General features: G+C 70.5%; 15 protein-coding genes. 10 read left to right on the forward strand and 5 right to left on the reverse strand.

Going from position 1 to position 14,187, the window contains the following annotated elements; translation table 11 throughout:
• Nucleotides 1-5 precede the first annotated feature (5 nt).
• The 4 genes from Q0Z83_RS23860 to Q0Z83_RS23875 are packed head-to-tail and all read left to right on the forward strand — an operon-like array spanning nucleotide 6 to nucleotide 4,865.
• Nucleotides 6-875: a helix-turn-helix domain-containing protein gene (locus Q0Z83_RS23860; protein ID WP_317796200.1), complete on the forward strand. Its 870-nt coding sequence runs from the start codon at nucleotides 6-8 to the stop codon at nucleotides 873-875.
• A gap of 53 nt (nucleotides 876-928) precedes the next feature.
• Entirely contained in the window at nucleotides 929-1,753 is an 825-nt protein-coding gene (locus tag Q0Z83_RS23865) for an ABC transporter ATP-binding protein (protein WP_317796201.1), read from the forward strand.
• On the forward strand, nucleotides 1,753-2,811 hold the full coding sequence (locus Q0Z83_RS23870; RefSeq protein ID WP_317796202.1) for an iron-siderophore ABC transporter substrate-binding protein: 1,059 nt from the start codon (nucleotides 1,753-1,755) through the stop codon (nucleotides 2,809-2,811). The genes Q0Z83_RS23865 and Q0Z83_RS23870 overlap by 1 nt, the downstream gene beginning before the upstream one ends.
• Entirely contained in the window at nucleotides 2,808-4,865 is a 2,058-nt protein-coding gene (locus Q0Z83_RS23875; protein ID WP_317796203.1) for an iron ABC transporter permease, read from the forward strand. Before Q0Z83_RS23870 ends, Q0Z83_RS23875 begins: the two co-directional genes overlap by 4 nt.
• Here Q0Z83_RS23875 and Q0Z83_RS23880 read toward each other — a convergent pair.
• On the reverse strand, nucleotides 4,835-5,674 hold the full coding sequence (locus Q0Z83_RS23880) for an alpha/beta fold hydrolase (RefSeq protein WP_317796204.1): 840 nt from the start codon (nucleotides 5,672-5,674) through the stop codon (nucleotides 4,835-4,837). The genes Q0Z83_RS23875 and Q0Z83_RS23880 overlap by 31 nt on opposite strands.
• Nucleotides 5,675-5,738: 64 nt before the next feature.
• Between Q0Z83_RS23880 and Q0Z83_RS23885 the strand changes: the two genes are divergently transcribed.
• Nucleotides 5,739-6,188, forward strand: coding sequence for a hypothetical protein (locus Q0Z83_RS23885; protein ID WP_317796205.1), 450 nt, complete (start codon nucleotides 5,739-5,741; stop codon nucleotides 6,186-6,188).
• Nucleotides 6,189-6,206: 18 nt separating this feature from the next.
• Here Q0Z83_RS23885 and Q0Z83_RS23890 read toward each other — a convergent pair whose 3' ends face one another.
• The gene (locus tag Q0Z83_RS23890; protein ID WP_317796206.1) at nucleotides 6,207-6,653 is read right to left on the reverse strand and encodes an Lrp/AsnC family transcriptional regulator; all 447 of its coding nucleotides are present in this window, start codon (nucleotides 6,651-6,653) and stop codon (nucleotides 6,207-6,209) included.
• A 74-nt stretch (nucleotides 6,654-6,727) separates the two neighbouring features.
• Here Q0Z83_RS23890 and Q0Z83_RS23895 point away from each other — a divergent pair, with 74 nt between their 5' ends.
• Together Q0Z83_RS23895 and Q0Z83_RS23900 are read left to right on the forward strand one after the other, a co-directional pair.
• Nucleotides 6,728-7,375, forward strand: a complete 648-nt coding sequence (locus tag Q0Z83_RS23895) for an AzlC family ABC transporter permease (RefSeq protein ID WP_317796207.1) — start codon at nucleotides 6,728-6,730, stop codon at nucleotides 7,373-7,375.
• On the forward strand, nucleotides 7,368-7,694 hold the full coding sequence (locus Q0Z83_RS23900) for a branched-chain amino acid transporter permease (RefSeq protein ID WP_317796208.1): 327 nt from the start codon (nucleotides 7,368-7,370) through the stop codon (nucleotides 7,692-7,694). Before Q0Z83_RS23895 ends, Q0Z83_RS23900 begins: the two co-directional genes overlap by 8 nt.
• A gap of 181 nt (nucleotides 7,695-7,875) precedes the next feature.
• Here the strand turns inward: Q0Z83_RS23900 and Q0Z83_RS23905 are convergent, their stop codons facing one another.
• Nucleotides 7,876-8,466: a TetR/AcrR family transcriptional regulator gene (locus tag Q0Z83_RS23905; RefSeq protein WP_317796209.1), complete on the reverse strand. Its 591-nt coding sequence runs from the start codon at nucleotides 8,464-8,466 to the stop codon at nucleotides 7,876-7,878.
• Between the two features lie 144 nt (nucleotides 8,467-8,610).
• Between Q0Z83_RS23905 and Q0Z83_RS23910 the strand changes: the two genes are divergently transcribed.
• Nucleotides 8,611-9,660, forward strand: coding sequence for an MBL fold metallo-hydrolase (locus Q0Z83_RS23910; RefSeq protein WP_317796210.1), 1,050 nt, complete (start codon nucleotides 8,611-8,613; stop codon nucleotides 9,658-9,660).
• Here the strand turns inward: Q0Z83_RS23910 and Q0Z83_RS23915 are convergent.
• Entirely contained in the window at nucleotides 9,600-10,400 is an 801-nt protein-coding gene (locus tag Q0Z83_RS23915; RefSeq protein WP_317796211.1) for a DUF2071 domain-containing protein, read from the reverse strand. The two genes, Q0Z83_RS23910 and Q0Z83_RS23915, sit on opposite strands and share 61 nt — an antisense overlap.
• Nucleotides 10,401-10,639: 239 nt before the next feature.
• Between Q0Z83_RS23915 and Q0Z83_RS23920 the strand changes: the two genes are divergently transcribed.
• Nucleotides 10,640-11,215 carry an AAA family ATPase gene (locus Q0Z83_RS23920; protein ID WP_317796212.1) on the forward strand — a complete coding sequence of 192 codons (576 nt, stop codon included), beginning with the start codon at nucleotides 10,640-10,642 and terminating at the stop codon, nucleotides 11,213-11,215.
• Nucleotides 11,216-11,226: 11 nt separating this feature from the next.
• Entirely contained in the window at nucleotides 11,227-11,460 is a 234-nt protein-coding gene (locus Q0Z83_RS23925; RefSeq protein ID WP_317796213.1) for a nuclear transport factor 2 family protein, read from the forward strand.
• 68 nt (nucleotides 11,461-11,528) lie between these two features.
• On the opposite strand, the gene Q0Z83_RS23930 is transcribed toward Q0Z83_RS23925, so the two are convergent.
• Nucleotides 11,529-14,132: a LuxR C-terminal-related transcriptional regulator gene (locus tag Q0Z83_RS23930; RefSeq protein WP_317796214.1), complete on the reverse strand. Its 2,604-nt coding sequence runs from the start codon at nucleotides 14,130-14,132 to the stop codon at nucleotides 11,529-11,531.
• Nucleotides 14,133-14,187: the final 55 nt, after the last annotated feature.

The raw sequence follows: 14,187 nt of genomic DNA on the forward strand, positions 1-14,187 counted from the left end.
GCGCCATGGCGACGACCCGCTCCGACGATCTCGGCCTGGCCACCTGGCGCCGCGACCCGGGCACCGTGATCCGGCGGGCCGTGTCGGTGCCCGCCGGTGACCTGACACCGCTCGCGATCGTGGCCGGGTCGGAGGTGACCGGGCCGGCGACCGACTGGCTGCCGCACTCGCATCCGCGGCACGAGCTGGTGTGGGTGCGCGGCGGCACGCTGACCTCGCGGATCGGCCGGCGGATCGTCACGGTGCCGGCCGGGTTCGGGCTGTGGCTGCCCGCCGACGTGGTGCACGGCGGACGACTGACGGCCGGCGCCGAACTGCACGACGCGTTCTTCGACCCGGACCGCACGCCTGTCGAGTTCGGCGGGCCGACGCTGATCACGATGACGCCGCTGCTGGAGTCGCTGCTGGTGCGCCTGGCCCGGACCGACCTGGACGCCGGGGCCCGGGCCCGGACCGAGGCGGTGGTGTTCGACGTGCTCGATCCGGCGCAGCGGCAGTTCGCGCTGGAGCTGCCGGGTGATCCGCGGATCGACCCGATCGCCGAGGCACTGCTGGCCGACCCGTCCGACGATCGCGGGCTGCTGGAGTGGGCGACGCTGCTGGGGCTGAGCGACCGGACGATCACCAGGGCGTTCCGGGAGACGACCGGGCTGTCGTTCGGCCAGTGGCGGCAGGTGCTGCGGGTGCACGAGGCGGTGGCTCTGCTGTCCGGCGGCGCCGACGTGCGGGAGGTGTCCGAGCGGCTCGGTTACGCCCAGCCGAGCACGTTCATCGCCGCGTTCCGGCGGGTGCTGAACGTGACCCCCGGTGTTCTCGCGCTCGATGTCCGGAATCCCGTATCAGCTGTCCAGGGTGCAGGATTGCCGACAACTTGATGATCATCTAGCCTCGGTTAGGCAAGGCAAACCTTAGTAACCGGAGCTGTCCGATGTCCCCGACCGTCCTGCGCGGTGACCAGCTGGTTCTTCGCTACGGTAAGACGGCGGTGGTGCACGGCGTCTCGGTCACCCTGACCCCGGGCCACGTGACGGCACTCGTCGGGCCCAACGGCAGCGGCAAATCCACCCTGCTGCGCTCACTGGCCCGGCTGCACCGGGTCGAGGACGGCGAGATCACCCTCGGCGAGCAGGACGTCTCGCTGCTCAACGCCCGCCGATTCGCTCGTGAGGTCACCCTCTTCGCCCAGTCCCGCCAGGCCCCGCACGGCCTCACGGTGACCGAGGTGGTCGCCTTCGGGCGTCATCCGCACCGGCGCCGGTTCGCCGGCCCCTCCCCCGACGACCGGGCCGCCATCGACCACGCCATGCGGGTCACCGGCGTCCACGACATGGCGGCACGGGCGGTCGGCGAACTGTCCGGCGGCGAGATGCAACGCGTCTGGCTGGCCGCCTGCCTGGCCCAGCAGACCGGCGTCGTGCTGCTCGACGAACCCACCAACCACCTCGACCTGCGCTACCAGATCGAGACCCTCGACCTGATCCGCGACCTCGCCGACGACCACGGCGCCGCCGTCGGAGTCGTCCTGCACGACCTCGACCACGCGGCCCGGGTCGCCGACGCCCTGGTGCTCCTGCACCACGGGCGCATCCACGCCGCCGGCCACCCGCACGAGGTACTCACCGCCGAGCACCTCAGCGAGGTCTACGACCTGCGCGTCGACGTCGAAACCGATCCACGCACCGGCCGACTGCGCATCGACCCTGTCGGGCGGCATTCCGCCCGTACCCGTACCACCCTCGGAAAGAAGCCCTGATGAAACGCCTCCTTCAGGTCGCGGCAACCGCCGCGGCCCTCGCCGCGGTCGCGGCCTGCGGCACCACGACCGTCGCCGAACCCGCCCCGGTCGCGTCCACGCCCACGTCGCAGACCTGCGCGAACGACACCACGAAGACGGCGACCGGCCCGGTGTCGATCACCGACGGCGTCGGCCGCAAGGTCGAGCTGGCCAAGCCCGCCGAGCGGGTCGCCGTGCTGGAATGGCAGCAGACCGAGGACCTGCTCACGCTCTGCCTGACCCCGGTCGCCGCCGCCGACCCCGAGGGCTACGGCACCTACGTCAAGGCCGAGGCCCTGCCCGCGAGCGTCGTCGACGCCGGTCAGCGCGGTGAACCCGACCTCGACGCCATCTACGCGCAGAAGCCCGACCTGATCGTGGTCGAGGCGTTCAAAGCCGACGACGAGATCATCGGCAAGCTTGAGAAACGCGGCGTCCCGGTGCTGGCCACCGTCGGCGCCGACGCGAGCGGCCAGATCGCCAACATGAAGAAGGTCTTCTCGATGATCGGTACGGCCACCGGCCGCACCGAACGCGCCGACCTCGTCCTCGCGCAGTTCGACGAACACCTCGCCGCCGCCAAGCAGAAGGTCGCCACCGCGAGCCTGACCGCGAGCGTCACCGCGAAGGACTTCCTGTTCTTCGACGGCTGGATCGAGGGCGGCAACGTCGTCATCCGCCCCTACGGTAAGGGCGCCCTCTTCACCGAACTCGGCGAACAACTCGGACTCACCGCGGCGTGGACCGAACAGATCAACGCGACCTACGGCAGCGGCGGCGTCGACCCCGCCTACGGACTCGCACAGACCGACATCGAAGGACTCACCGCGGTCGGCAGCGCGACCCTGTTCTACTCCGACGACGCCACCCCGGAAAGCTACGTCCCCGAGCTGCGCAAGAGCCCGATCTGGACGGCCCTCCCGGCGGTCGAGGACGGACGGGCGTACGCCTTCCCGGCCGGCGTGTGGGGCGCCGGCGGCCCGCTCTCCAACCAGCAGGCCATCGACGCCTACGTGAACATCCTGACCAAGGGGTGAGCAGCCCCCGCATCGGGCTCGGTCGCGGCACGAGCGGGACGGCAGTGCTGGCCGTCCTGCTCACCGCGGTCGTCGTGACCGGCCTGTGGCACATCACCCAGGGCACCTCGGGAATCGGATTCGCCGACCTGATCCGCTACCTCCTCGGTGCGCGGGAACAGGTCGGCGGCGTACCCGTCACCGACGTCCTCACCGGATCGCGGCTGCCGCGGATGCTCGCCGGCATCGCCGTCGGTGTCGCGCTCGGCACCGCCGGAGCCCTGCTCCAGTCGGTCACCCGCAACACCCTGGCCGCGCCGGACACGCTCGCCGTCACCGCCGGGTCCTACTTCACCCTCTGCGCGGTCGCCGCGTTCGGCCTGGCCGTGCCGCTGTGGGCGTCCGGGGCGGTCGCCTTCACCGGCGGGCTGCTCGCCGCCGGCCTGGTCCTCGGACTGGCCGGAGCCGGCGTCGGCACCACCCGACTGATCCTCGCCGGGTCGGCGGTCGCGATGGCCCTGGACGCCGCCACCGCGACGCTTCTCATCCTCTTCCAAGAGAACACCACCGGGTTGTACGCGTGGGGCAGCGGCAGCCTGGCGCAGCTCAATCTGGACGCCGCCACCCGGGCCGCGCCGGTCGTCGTGGCCGGGATCGTCGCCGCGCTGCTGCTGTCCCGACGACTCGACGTCCTCGGCCTCGGCGACGACACTGCCGCCTCCCTCGGCGTGCCGGTCCGGTCGACCCGGGTCCTCGCGATCCTCGGTGCCGTCGTGCTGACCAGCATCTCGGTGACCCTCGCCGGTCCGATCGCGTTCGTCGGGCTGGCCGCGCCGGTCGCGGTACGCCTCGCCGCCCACCGGATCGGCGCCCTCCACCGACACGCCTTCCTCATCCCGGCGTGCGGGCTGGCCGGGGCACTGCTCGTGCTGCTCGCCGACGCCGTCCTACGGGCGGTCATGGGTGCGCAGGCGGCCGCGTCGATCCCCACCGGCATTCCCACCTCACTGCTCGGCGCGATCGTGATCGTGGTTCTGGCGCTGCGGATGCGGGACGTCGGAGCCGGGCGGGAGACGCCTCGGGGGCGGGTGGCCGTACGATCGCGTCGCCGTTTCTGGCTGATTTTGATCGTCTCGGCCGTGCTGCTGGCGCTGGCTTCGCTGGCCGGGCTGCTGCTCGGTGGTCTGTGGTTGCGCACCGGCGACATCGTGCTCTGGGTGCAGGGTGCGGCGCCGGATCTGATCGGCCCGGCCCTCGACGATCGAGCCCCACGGGTGGCGGCCGCGGTGGTGGCCGGTGCGGCACTCGCGCTCGCCGGAACCGTCGTGCAGGGCACCGTCCGCAACCCGCTCGCCGAACCCGGTGTCCTCGGGATCACCGCCGGGGCGGGCCTCGGGGCGGTCATCGTGGTCACCTCGGCCGTATCGGGTGGACGTCCGATCCTGATCGTGACCGCGGTCGTGGTCGGGCTGCTCACCTTCGCCGTCATCGCGGTGCTGGCCTGGCGGGGCGGGCTGATGCCGGACCGGTTCCTGCTGATCGGTATCGGCTGCGGCTACGCGCTCACCGACGTGTCCACGTTTCTGCTGCTCCGGGCCGATCCGTGGGACACCCCGCGGATCCTGACCTGGCTGTCCGGCACCACCTACGGCCGCACGTTCGCCGATGTCCTTCCGGTGCTGATCGTGCTGGTTCTCGCCGCGCCGGTGGTGCTGGCGATGCGCCGCCAGCTCGATCTTCTCGCCGTCGACGAGGACACCCCACAGATCTTCGGCGTACGCCGGGACCGCGCGCGACTGGCTCTGCTGACGCTGGCCGCGGTCACCGCCGCGGTCAGCGTCGTCGCGGTCGGGGTGGTGGGATTCGTCGGCCTGGTCGCGCCGCACATCGCCCGCAACCTGGTCGGGGTCCGGCACGGGCGGGTCGTGCCGGTCGCCATGCTGCTCGGCGGTCTGCTGGTCTGTGTGGCCGACACGATCGGGCGTACCGTCATCGCGCCCTCGCAGATACCCGCCGGGCTGATGATGGCGTTGATCGGGGCGCCCTATTTCGTCTGGTTGCTGCGCCGGGGCTGACCGTCCAGGAAGTCCCGGATGATCGTGCTGATCAGATCCGGTTTCTCGGCGACCAGGCCGTGTGTCGTACCCGGCACGATGCACAACTGCGCGCCCGGGATCGACGTGGCGATGAGCAGGGTGTGATCGGGGCGGATCGTGTCCCGGTCGGCCGCCATGATCAGCGTGGGCGCGGTGATCCGGGCCAGATCCTTCGGGTCGATGTTCGGTTCGGTGGTCCACAGGCGGAACAGCTTCGCGAGTACGACGTCCGCGTGCTCCGGGCCGTCCGGCGAGAGCCGGTCGTAGTGCATGCGCTCGACATCCGGTTTCGGCTCGGCCCCCGCCGCCGGGCTACTCTCCCCTGCCTGGCGGCTCTCCGTTGCCTGACCGCTCTCCGCTGCCTGGCGGCTCTCCGCCGCCTGACCGCTCTCCGTCTCCTGGCCGCTCCCCGTGAACGCCGTCGGGTCGAGATTCGCGCTGATGGCGGTCAGAGAGCGAACCCGCCCCGGATGGTCGAGGGCGAGCAGCAGCCCGATGATGGCCCCGTCGCTGTAACCGACGACATGCGCCGACTCCAGACCGACGGCGTCGAGATAGGCCACGGTGTCGGCGACCCCACGCTCGTACCCGAACTCCTCGTCGATGTCAGCCGACCGGCCGTGCCCCGGGCGCTCGAACGCGAACACCTGATAGCCGGCCACGAGCACATCGGACTGAGCCCGCAGCGACTCCAGCGAACAAAACCCGCCGTGCAACAGCAGGACCGGCTCACCCGCTCCGGCAACTTCGCTGTACAGGTCGCCATCACCGATCCGCAGGTACGCCACCCGCCGGATCCTACCGACCGGCACCGGCGGCACCGCTTGATCGCCGGGATGGTGCAATGGCGTCATGGCGATCAGCGAGATCGACGGATGGCAGGTCGGGCTGAACGTCGACGACCTCGCCGAATACGCGAAAGCCGAGGGCGCCGAGGGATACGACGTGCACGAGGTGCGGCTGTGCCGGTGCGCGTCGTGCGGCGGCCGGGTCTTCGGTCTCGACGGCGACCTGACGGAACACACGGCCAGGCGCACCTGCCGGGGATGCGGCGCGGAGCACTTCATCGCCGACAGCGGCGAGTACTGGCAGGACCGCAAGGCGGGCGTCATGGTCTGCGAGTGCGACGGCGACGCCGACGAGGAAGACTTCAACCTGGCCGTCGGCTACTCCCTCTACGACGGCGGCGACGGCATCCGGGCGCTCGCCATCACCAGCCGCTGTGTGGCGTGCGGCCGGCTCGGCTACTGGGACGACTGGATGATCCGAGGCGGCGACCTGCACCTCCTGGAACTGGCCTGACATGTGCCAGACCCAGGATCAGCGGTTGTTTTTGATCACCTTCATGGTGAGGTGGGACTCGACTCGGAGCAGGCCCGGCTGCCCGATCAGTTTGCCGCTCATGAAGGCCTCGTAGGCCGCGTGGTCGGCCACCGCGACGCGCATCAGGTAGTCGGGGCGGCCGAACATCCGGCGGAATTCGATCACCTCGTCGAAGGCGGCGACCGTGGTCTCGAACTCCTGGACCGTCTTCAGGTCCTGTGCCTGGATCTCGATGTCCAGCAGGACCTCCAGGCCGCGACCGGTGGCGGCCGGGTCGATGATCGCGCGGTAGCCGGCGATCACACCCGCGTCCTCGAGCCGTTTGACCCGGCGCAGGCACGGCGGCGGAGTCAGGCCGACCCGTCGGGCCAGCTCCACGTTGCTCAGCCGGCCATCCCGGGACAGGTGAAACAAAATTTCATGGTCAACGGCATCGAGTCGCATTTCATTTCCCACATCCAAACCCTAGAGCAATAAATTGAAACCATATTAGGTACGATCGGAAATAGAATTGCTTCGTGAAAGAGGCATTCAAAACCTCGCTGTCCGTCGGTTTGGGGCTCGGTCCGCTCGGGGTGGCGTTCGGTGTCCTGGTCGTGCAGGCCGGCCTGCCGTGGTGGTGGGCGACCGTCTTCACCGCCGTCGTGTATGCCGGGTCGTTCGAGTTCGTGCTGGTCGGCCTGGTTGCCGCGGTGGCGCCGCTGGCCACCGTGGTGACGACCGCGTTGCTGGTCAACGTGCGGCATCTGTTCTACGCGCTGTCGTTTCCGCTACACCGGGTGCGCAGCCGGCCCGGCAAGGTGTACAGCACGTTCGCCCTGACCGACGAGGCGTACGCGATGACCACGAGCGACCAGGCGCAGCAGTGGCCGGGTCGCCGGATCGTCGGGCTCCAGGTGTTCCTGCACCTGTACTGGGTGGTCGGCGGGACCGCCGGCGCGCTGCTCGGCTCACTCATCCCCGACCGGGTCGTCGGGCTGGACTTCGCGTTGACCGCACTGTTCGTGGTGCTGGCCGTGGAAGCGGTGCACGACGTCACCACTCCGGTGATCGCCCTGCTCGCGGCACTGACGGCACTCCTGGCGTTTCCACAGCAGATGCTGCTCGTGGCGTTCGTCCTGTTCACCCTGGCGATGCTGACCCGGCGGACGGTGGCCCGTGCCTGACACCGGTTATCTGATCGGGGCGGTCGTCGTGTCGGCCGCGGTCACATGGGGGCTGCGGGCGCTGCCGTTCGCGCTCCTGGCCCGGCTCCGGACCAGTGCGGTCGTCACCCATCTGGCCACCGTCATGCCGGCCGGGGTCATGATCATCCTGGCCGCCTACTGCCTGCGCGACCTGCCGCGGGCCGACCGCACCGGACTCCTCGCGACACTCCTGGGCGTCACCGTGACCGCCGGGCTGCACCTGTGGCGGCGCAGCGCCCTCCTCAGCATCCTGGGCGGCACCACCACATACATCCTGCTGGCGAATCTGCTTCTCTGAGGCGCCTCCGGAGTCGAGGCCGACCCACCGTCGATCTTGCGAGGTGACGCCCTCAAGAAGCCTCACCAGACGGTGACCGGCGGATTCAGCCCGGCGGTCGCGTTTCGGTTTCGACTGTCGCCTGCGTCGCGTGGCCGCCACGGGCGGCGTGGTGTGGCAAGGCTGCCTACGGCGTACCGAATCAAGGGGCGTAACCGCGCAAGATGAACGCGATCGTCTCGTCGACGCCCGCCTCGATCTCCCCGGCGGGGAACCCGCCGCTCAGCGCCAGCTGAGTGAGGCCCTGGAGGGCGACGAAGAGCGGCAACGCCAGCAGGTCGAGCGGCCCCTCGCGGACCTCGCCGCGGCGCTGGCCCTCCGCGATCAGGTCGGTGGCCAGGTCTTTCAAGCGGTGCATGGCGGCGACGAGATCGGCGCCGGCGTCCGGCTCGTGCTTGCGGCCATACATCAGATCGAGCAGGGCCCCGTTGGCGGCGGCGAAGTCGAGATAGGTGCGGGTGAGCGCCTCCAGCCGATGCGCGAAGGTCTCCCCGGCCCGGTCGAGGGCGGTGTCCATGGCCGCGGTGAGGCGCTGGAAGCCCTCCAGCGCGAGCGCGTCGAGCAGCACCTGCTTTGTCTTGAAATGCCGGCTCGGCGCGGCCGGGCTGACCCCCGCCTCACGGGCCAGCTCACGCAGCGACAGCTCGGCCGGGCCGCGGGCGCGCAGGGTGTCCTCGGCGAGCGTGAGCAGGGCGGCGCGGAGGTCTCCGTGATGGTAAGGGCGGGCCTTCATGATCCCCATCCTAGCGTGATGTAGGCGACGAACACATTGTGGGCGTTGACTACATTGTTATCGCTGCCTACATTCGAAGCAGCCTACAGGTCCCGCCGCCGTAGCCGATTGACGGACAGGCCCAGCAGAAGGAGTCGCCCGCTCATGGACAACCGGTTCAACATCGCCGCACAGATCGGCGGGAAGGCCACCGGGGCCCGCCGCGCCCGCATGGAGGCGTCGCCGCAGTTCTCCGACGGCCGCTTCCGCAACAACGTCCCGACCAGCACCGGCATCTCGCTGTCGGCCGTACCCCGGGTCGCGGTCGCCGCCTTCACCGGCGGCGACGCCCGGCGACCGCACCGGCCGGTTCCGCTCGCCGAGGCCCCTGCCGGCGGCGACGCTCAGGGACTGCACATCACGTGGTACGGCCACTCGACCGCCCTGGTCGAGATCGAGGGCCATCGTGTCCTGCTCGACCCGGTGTGGAGCGACCGCTGCTCCCCCACCCCGCTGGCCGGCCCGCGGCGCCTGCACCAGCCGCCGGTGGCCCTGCGCGACCTGCCGCCGATCGACGCCGTGGTGATCTCCCACGACCACTACGACCACCTCGACATGCCCAGCATTCAGATCCTGGCCGACCTGCAGACCACCATGTTCGTGGTGCCGCTCGGCATCGGCGCCCACCTGGAGCGCTGGGGCGTGCCCGAGTCGCGCATCACCGAACTGGACTGGCACGAGTCGACCCGGGTCGCCGGCCTCGAACTGGTCGCCACCCCCGCCCGGCACTTCTCCGGCCGCGGCCTGACCCGCGACGAGACCCTCTGGGCCAGCTGGGTGATCAACGGGCCGACCCGCAAGGTCTTCTACTCCGGCGACACCGGCTACTTCCCCGGCTTCGCCGAGATCGGGGCGACGTACGGCCCGTTCGACGCCACGTTGGTGCAGGTCGGGGCGTACGGCAACGACTGGTCGGACATCCACATGGTGCCCGAGGACGGGGTCGCCACCCACGTCGACGTCCGTGGTGGCGTGATGATCCCGGTGCACTGGGCCACCTTCGACCTGGCCCCGCACCACTGGTCCGAACCGGCCGAACGTGCCTGGCGCGAGGCCAAGGCCCGCGACGTCAAGCTGGCCATCCCGCGGCCCGGTCAGCGCGTCGACGTGGACAACCCGCCGGAGATCGACGCCTGGTGGCAGCAGGTCGTCTGACTCCGGCTCGGGGCGGGCTGGACCGCCATCGGTGGCAGTGGGAGCCACGTGGCGGGGATGTCGCGCATCAGCAGGCCGCAGTCCGGGATCGCCGAGCCGGGCGGGAAGCGTGCCGGGTCGTCGAAGAAGCTCGAGTGCACCGAGGTCAACTCGACCGGGGTGACCTGCCAGTCTTCGGCGACCAGGTCCACGCCGTCGAGTCGGGCCGGATCCGGGGTGGCCGAATATCCGGCGCCACCGCACCGGAAGAAACCGGACGCCTGGGCGGTGCCGGGGAACAGCCGGCTGCCCTCCAGGGCCGCGGTGGTGCGGGCGTGGACCTCTATCCGTACCGCATCGTCGTGGCTGTCGACCTTGATCTGGACGTCGTCGGTGCTCTCGCGGACGTCGAATCGGGCGCGGTGGTGACGGCCCGGGAAGATCCGGCCGCCGGCCCAGGTGGTCAGCACCGAATCGGTGTCGCGGCGCGGGATGTAGACGCCGTGCGCGATGCCGTCGGCGGTGTCCCACTCGACCGCGATCCGGTGCGCGGTGTTCTCGCTGCGCAGACCGCCCGGCATCGGCATCGACGCCGGGCGGACGGCGCCCAGCCGGATCAGGCAGATGCCGGCGACCGCCCAGCCGTCGATGATCCGCGGGCGCAGCGGGGCGGGCAGCAGGCGCGCGGTGATCTCCGGGTCGGTGCGGTAGTTCACCAGGAGGCGCCGCTCGATCATGCTCGCCATACGGGGAGCCTTCATCAGGACATTCTCCTTCCTTCGCGATCCTTTTAAGCGGTTGCTCAAACGCTAACACATCAAATTGAGCGACCGCTCAAGACGAGGGGGCTAGAGTGGCGGCCATGGGTTGCTTCGCCGCCATGAACATTCGCGCCGCCGCGTAGCGGCGGTATCGCGACAGCGGTAACGCCGGATCAGTGTCCTGCCGGCGCGCTTCCTCCTGCGCTGCCGGATCACGCTCGACGATCCGGAGAAACCAGATGACCCGCAATCCGACGGCCCGCGCCGTCCTGATGGTCGGCCTTCCCGGGGCCGGCAAGACCACCAGAGCGCGGGGGTACGCCGCACTGCGGCTCACGCCCGACGACTGGATGATCCCGCTCTTCGGCGACTCCTACGCCGACGGCAAGCGCTGGACTCTCGAGGGCCGGCTGATCCTGGTCGCCCTGCCTGCGCTGCGGCTGGGAACCGACGTCGTGCTCGACTTCGGGCTGTGGGGCCGGGACGAACGGTCCGCCCTGCGCTGGCTGATCACGTCGATCGGCGCCGACTGCGTCATCGACTATCTGCCCGTCGATCGGGAGGTCCAGCTCGCCCGGATCGCGCACCGGCAGGCGACCGAACCGTCGACGACGTTTCCGATGAGCGAGACCGAAGTCGATCTCTGGCGCGAGCAGTTTCAAGCCCCTGACCAGGCCGAACTCTGCGGCGGCGAGATACCCGCAGCACCGGAGGGCTGGTCCGACTGGCTCGCATGGGCCATCGATCACTGGCCGCCACTCACTGAACTCGGGCTCCGTGCGCGGGGCCCCGCGGGAACGGACGCCGTCGCCTAGGGTCGGCTGTCGTGACGGATACCCGGAAGTTGATCGACGGATTCAACGACGCCTGGCTGCGCGGCGATCTGGCAGCGGTGTCAGCGGCACTCGACGACGACGTCGCATTCTGCCCGAACGCCTGGGACGGCCCGGCCGCCACCGTCCGCGGCCGAGACGCGGTGGTCGAGATCTTCGCCGGGCAGATCGGTCCCGGCGAGGGTCCGGTGCTCGGCGACGTCTACGGCAAGATCACCACCTCCTGACCGATCCTCGGCGCCGACGATGCGGCCGGACTGCCTTGGGGAGAATCCGGTGGGCGTACGGCGTACCGCTAGAGAAGGCCGACATCCCGCGCCTGGGTGACGGCCTCGCTGCGGCGAGCGACGCCAAGTTTGCGATAGATCGCACGCATGTGCGCCTTGACGGTGTTGACGGAGATGCCGAGGTTCGCGGCGATCTCGGCGGCGCTCAGCATCGTCGGCAGATGGAGCAGCACGTCGGCCTCGCGTTCACTGAGCACGTCGGTGGCCGGGGTCTTGCGCATGGAGCGGATCTCCGAGCGCAGCTCCTCCAGGAACATGCTCTCCGGCGCGGCCAGCTGGAGACGGTGCATCAGATCGTCGAGGCGACCGTCGGCGTGGATCAGGAACGGGCGGCGGATCTGTTCGCGTTCGGCCAGCTGAAGGGCGTCGCTGAGCAGGTCCGTGGCCTGGCCCGCCTGCCCGCGAGCGTCGGCGATCAGGGCGATGAGCAGACCCGCTTCGACCGAGGCGGCGGTGTGGGTACGGGTGCCGGGACCGGGAACGAGCAGCTGCCCGGCGCGCCGGGAATCCTTGTAGGCGAGCGCGACCCGAGCCTGGACCACCTGCTGGGCCAGATCACCGTCGACGATCGGGATGCTTGCCGGCGGCGGAACGGGCCGCCCGATCGCCAGGTCCACTTCGATCTCGATGATCCCCAGCCAGCGGTCCAGCCACGGAATCCGGGTTCGCGGGCTTCGTTCGGCGCGGGCCGTTTCGAGGAACATCTGAGCTTTGGCCGGCTCACCCCGCGTCACGGCCAGCCTGGCCTGCGCTCCGAGCAGCACGACACGCTGCGCGGCCTCCGGTTCGCTGTAGTGCGCCTGCCTGCCGATCTCCAGCGCGGCGTCGGCGTCGGCGAACTCCCCGCGCTCCAGGTGGACGAGGGCCATCGCCAGGTGCGCCGCCACCGACTGCACGGTCCGCTGCCAGCCCCGCCGCTCGGCGAGTTCGCGGGCGTCGCCGGCCAGTCGTGCGGCCTCGGCGACCGACCCGGCCATCACTTCGAGCAGGGCGAGGTGTCCGGTGGCGTTGATCTCGGCGAGTTCCAGACCGGCGGCCCGGGACGCGCCGGCCGACGCCCACAGATCACGGACGGCCGCACCGAGGTCACCGCTCCACAGATGGGCGAGTCCACGATTGTTGAGGGCGATCGCCCGCTGCCGGGTGACGGCGGCGCCCCCCGCGGCGCCGTCGTCGGTGAGCAGGGCCAGCAGTTCGGTGCACCCGGCACGGACCGCGGGCATGTCGCCGACCGCCCGGTCGGCGGCCAGTTGCAGGGTGAGCCGCATCAGTTCGACGGGCCGGTGTTCGTCGCCGGGACGCCTGCGGAGCAGCCGGCGCGCATGGTTGAGGCGGGCCGGGATGGCTTCGTAGTCGCCGTCGTGGAAGAGCAGGACGGCGGCGCAGATCATCAGTTCGGCGCTGCCGCCGAGCCGGTCCTCGGGCACCTGCCGCAGCAGCCGGACCAGCGCGGGGCGGTGCGCGGAGAGGATCAGCGGCGCGGCCTGGCCGGTCACCAGCTTGCCGATGTACGCCCAATCGCCCGCCGACACGGCGTGGGTGAGGGCCTCCATCACCGAGTTGTTCGCGGCGTGCCACCGGGAGGCTCGCCGGTGCAGCTCGGCGATCACGGTCGGGGTCTCCGCCCGCAGCCGATGCCCGAGCGCGTCGCGGAGCAGGTGGTGGTAGCGGAACCACACCGGACGGTCGCCGAGCCGGATCACGAAGTCGTTGTCGTGTTCGATCTGCTCCAGCAGTGTCTGGCCGTCGCTGCCGGTGGTGATCGCGTCGGCCAGTCCCGCGCAGACCCGCTCGCAGATGCTGGTCTGCAACAGGAAGCGCCGCTGCCGGCCGCTACGGCCGGTGAGGACCTCGGCGGTCAGGTACTCCTCGACGGCCCGACCGTCGCCGTTGAACTCGGTGACCGTACGGGTGGGATCCCCGGCCAGGAATCCGGCGCCGAGGTGCAGGCCGATCGCCCAGCCCTCGGTACGCCGAACCAGGTCGGTCAGGTCGGCGGCGTCGAGAGTGACCCGGTGGCCCCGGACGATGGCGTCCGCTTCGGCCTCGGTGAACGCCAGGTCACTGGCGCGGATGTCGGTGACCAGTCCCGCCACCCGCTGCCGGTGCAGTCGCAAGGTGGGCTGGACCCGGCCGATCAGAAACAGTCGCAACGGTGCGGGTGGATGTCGGAACAGTTCGCTGACCTCATCGAGCACGACTGGGTCGTCGATCTCGTGGAAGTCGTCGAGGATCAGTACGGACGGGTCCGGAAGCCGGCTGAATCCGGCCGCCAGGATGCGTATTCGTTCCTGCTCGCAGGCCGGCACGGTGGTGATCGTGGCCAGTGGATTCTCCGGGCGGATCAGGCCGGCTGAACGCAGGGCGGCCACCACGTACGCCCAGAAGGTCTGCGATTCGTTGTCATGCCTGTCCAGATTCAGCCAGGCGACCGGGTGCTGCCCGGCCCGCGCCCAGGCCGAGACCAGCATCGTCTTGCCCCAGCCGGCGCCCGCGCTGACCACCGTCACGGGCGTGTCCATCGCGGCGTCGAGCAGGTCGAACAACCGGCGCCGGTCGACGCCGGCACGAGCGACCCGCGGCTGCGCGATCTTGACCGGCACAAACGGCATCTGGACAGCCCCCATCCCACTCAAGTCCATCGAAATCCCCCCGGAGACGCCGTAT

The organism is Actinoplanes sichuanensis, from assembly GCF_033097365.1.
GTDB classification, from domain to species: Bacteria; Actinomycetota; Actinomycetes; order Mycobacteriales; family Micromonosporaceae; genus Actinoplanes; species Actinoplanes sichuanensis.

Bases quoted from the DNA above. Each gene is read 5' to 3' on its own strand.
- Q0Z83_RS23920 (WP_317796212.1), top strand. From the start codon at position 10,640: ATGACCCGCAATCCGACGGCCCGCGCCGTCCTGATGGTCGGCCTTCCC.
- Q0Z83_RS23930 (WP_317796214.1), bottom strand. From the start codon at position 14,132: ATGCCGTTTGTGCCGGTCAAGATCGCGCAGCCGCGGGTCGCTCGTGCC.
- Q0Z83_RS23885 (WP_317796205.1), top strand. From the start codon at position 5,739: ATGGCGATCAGCGAGATCGACGGATGGCAGGTCGGGCTGAACGTCGAC.
- Q0Z83_RS23865 (WP_317796201.1), top strand. From the start codon at position 929: ATGTCCCCGACCGTCCTGCGCGGTGACCAGCTGGTTCTTCGCTACGGT.
- Q0Z83_RS23890 (WP_317796206.1), bottom strand. From the start codon at position 6,653: ATGCGACTCGATGCCGTTGACCATGAAATTTTGTTTCACCTGTCCCGG.
- Q0Z83_RS23860 (WP_317796200.1), top strand. From the start codon at position 6: ATGGCGACGACCCGCTCCGACGATCTCGGCCTGGCCACCTGGCGCCGC.
- Q0Z83_RS23870 (WP_317796202.1), top strand. From the start codon at position 1,753: ATGAAACGCCTCCTTCAGGTCGCGGCAACCGCCGCGGCCCTCGCCGCG.
- Q0Z83_RS23915 (WP_317796211.1), bottom strand. From the start codon at position 10,400: ATGAAGGCTCCCCGTATGGCGAGCATGATCGAGCGGCGCCTCCTGGTG.
- Q0Z83_RS23910 (WP_317796210.1), top strand. From the start codon at position 8,611: ATGGACAACCGGTTCAACATCGCCGCACAGATCGGCGGGAAGGCCACC.
- Q0Z83_RS23905 (WP_317796209.1), bottom strand. From the start codon at position 8,466: ATGAAGGCCCGCCCTTACCATCACGGAGACCTCCGCGCCGCCCTGCTC.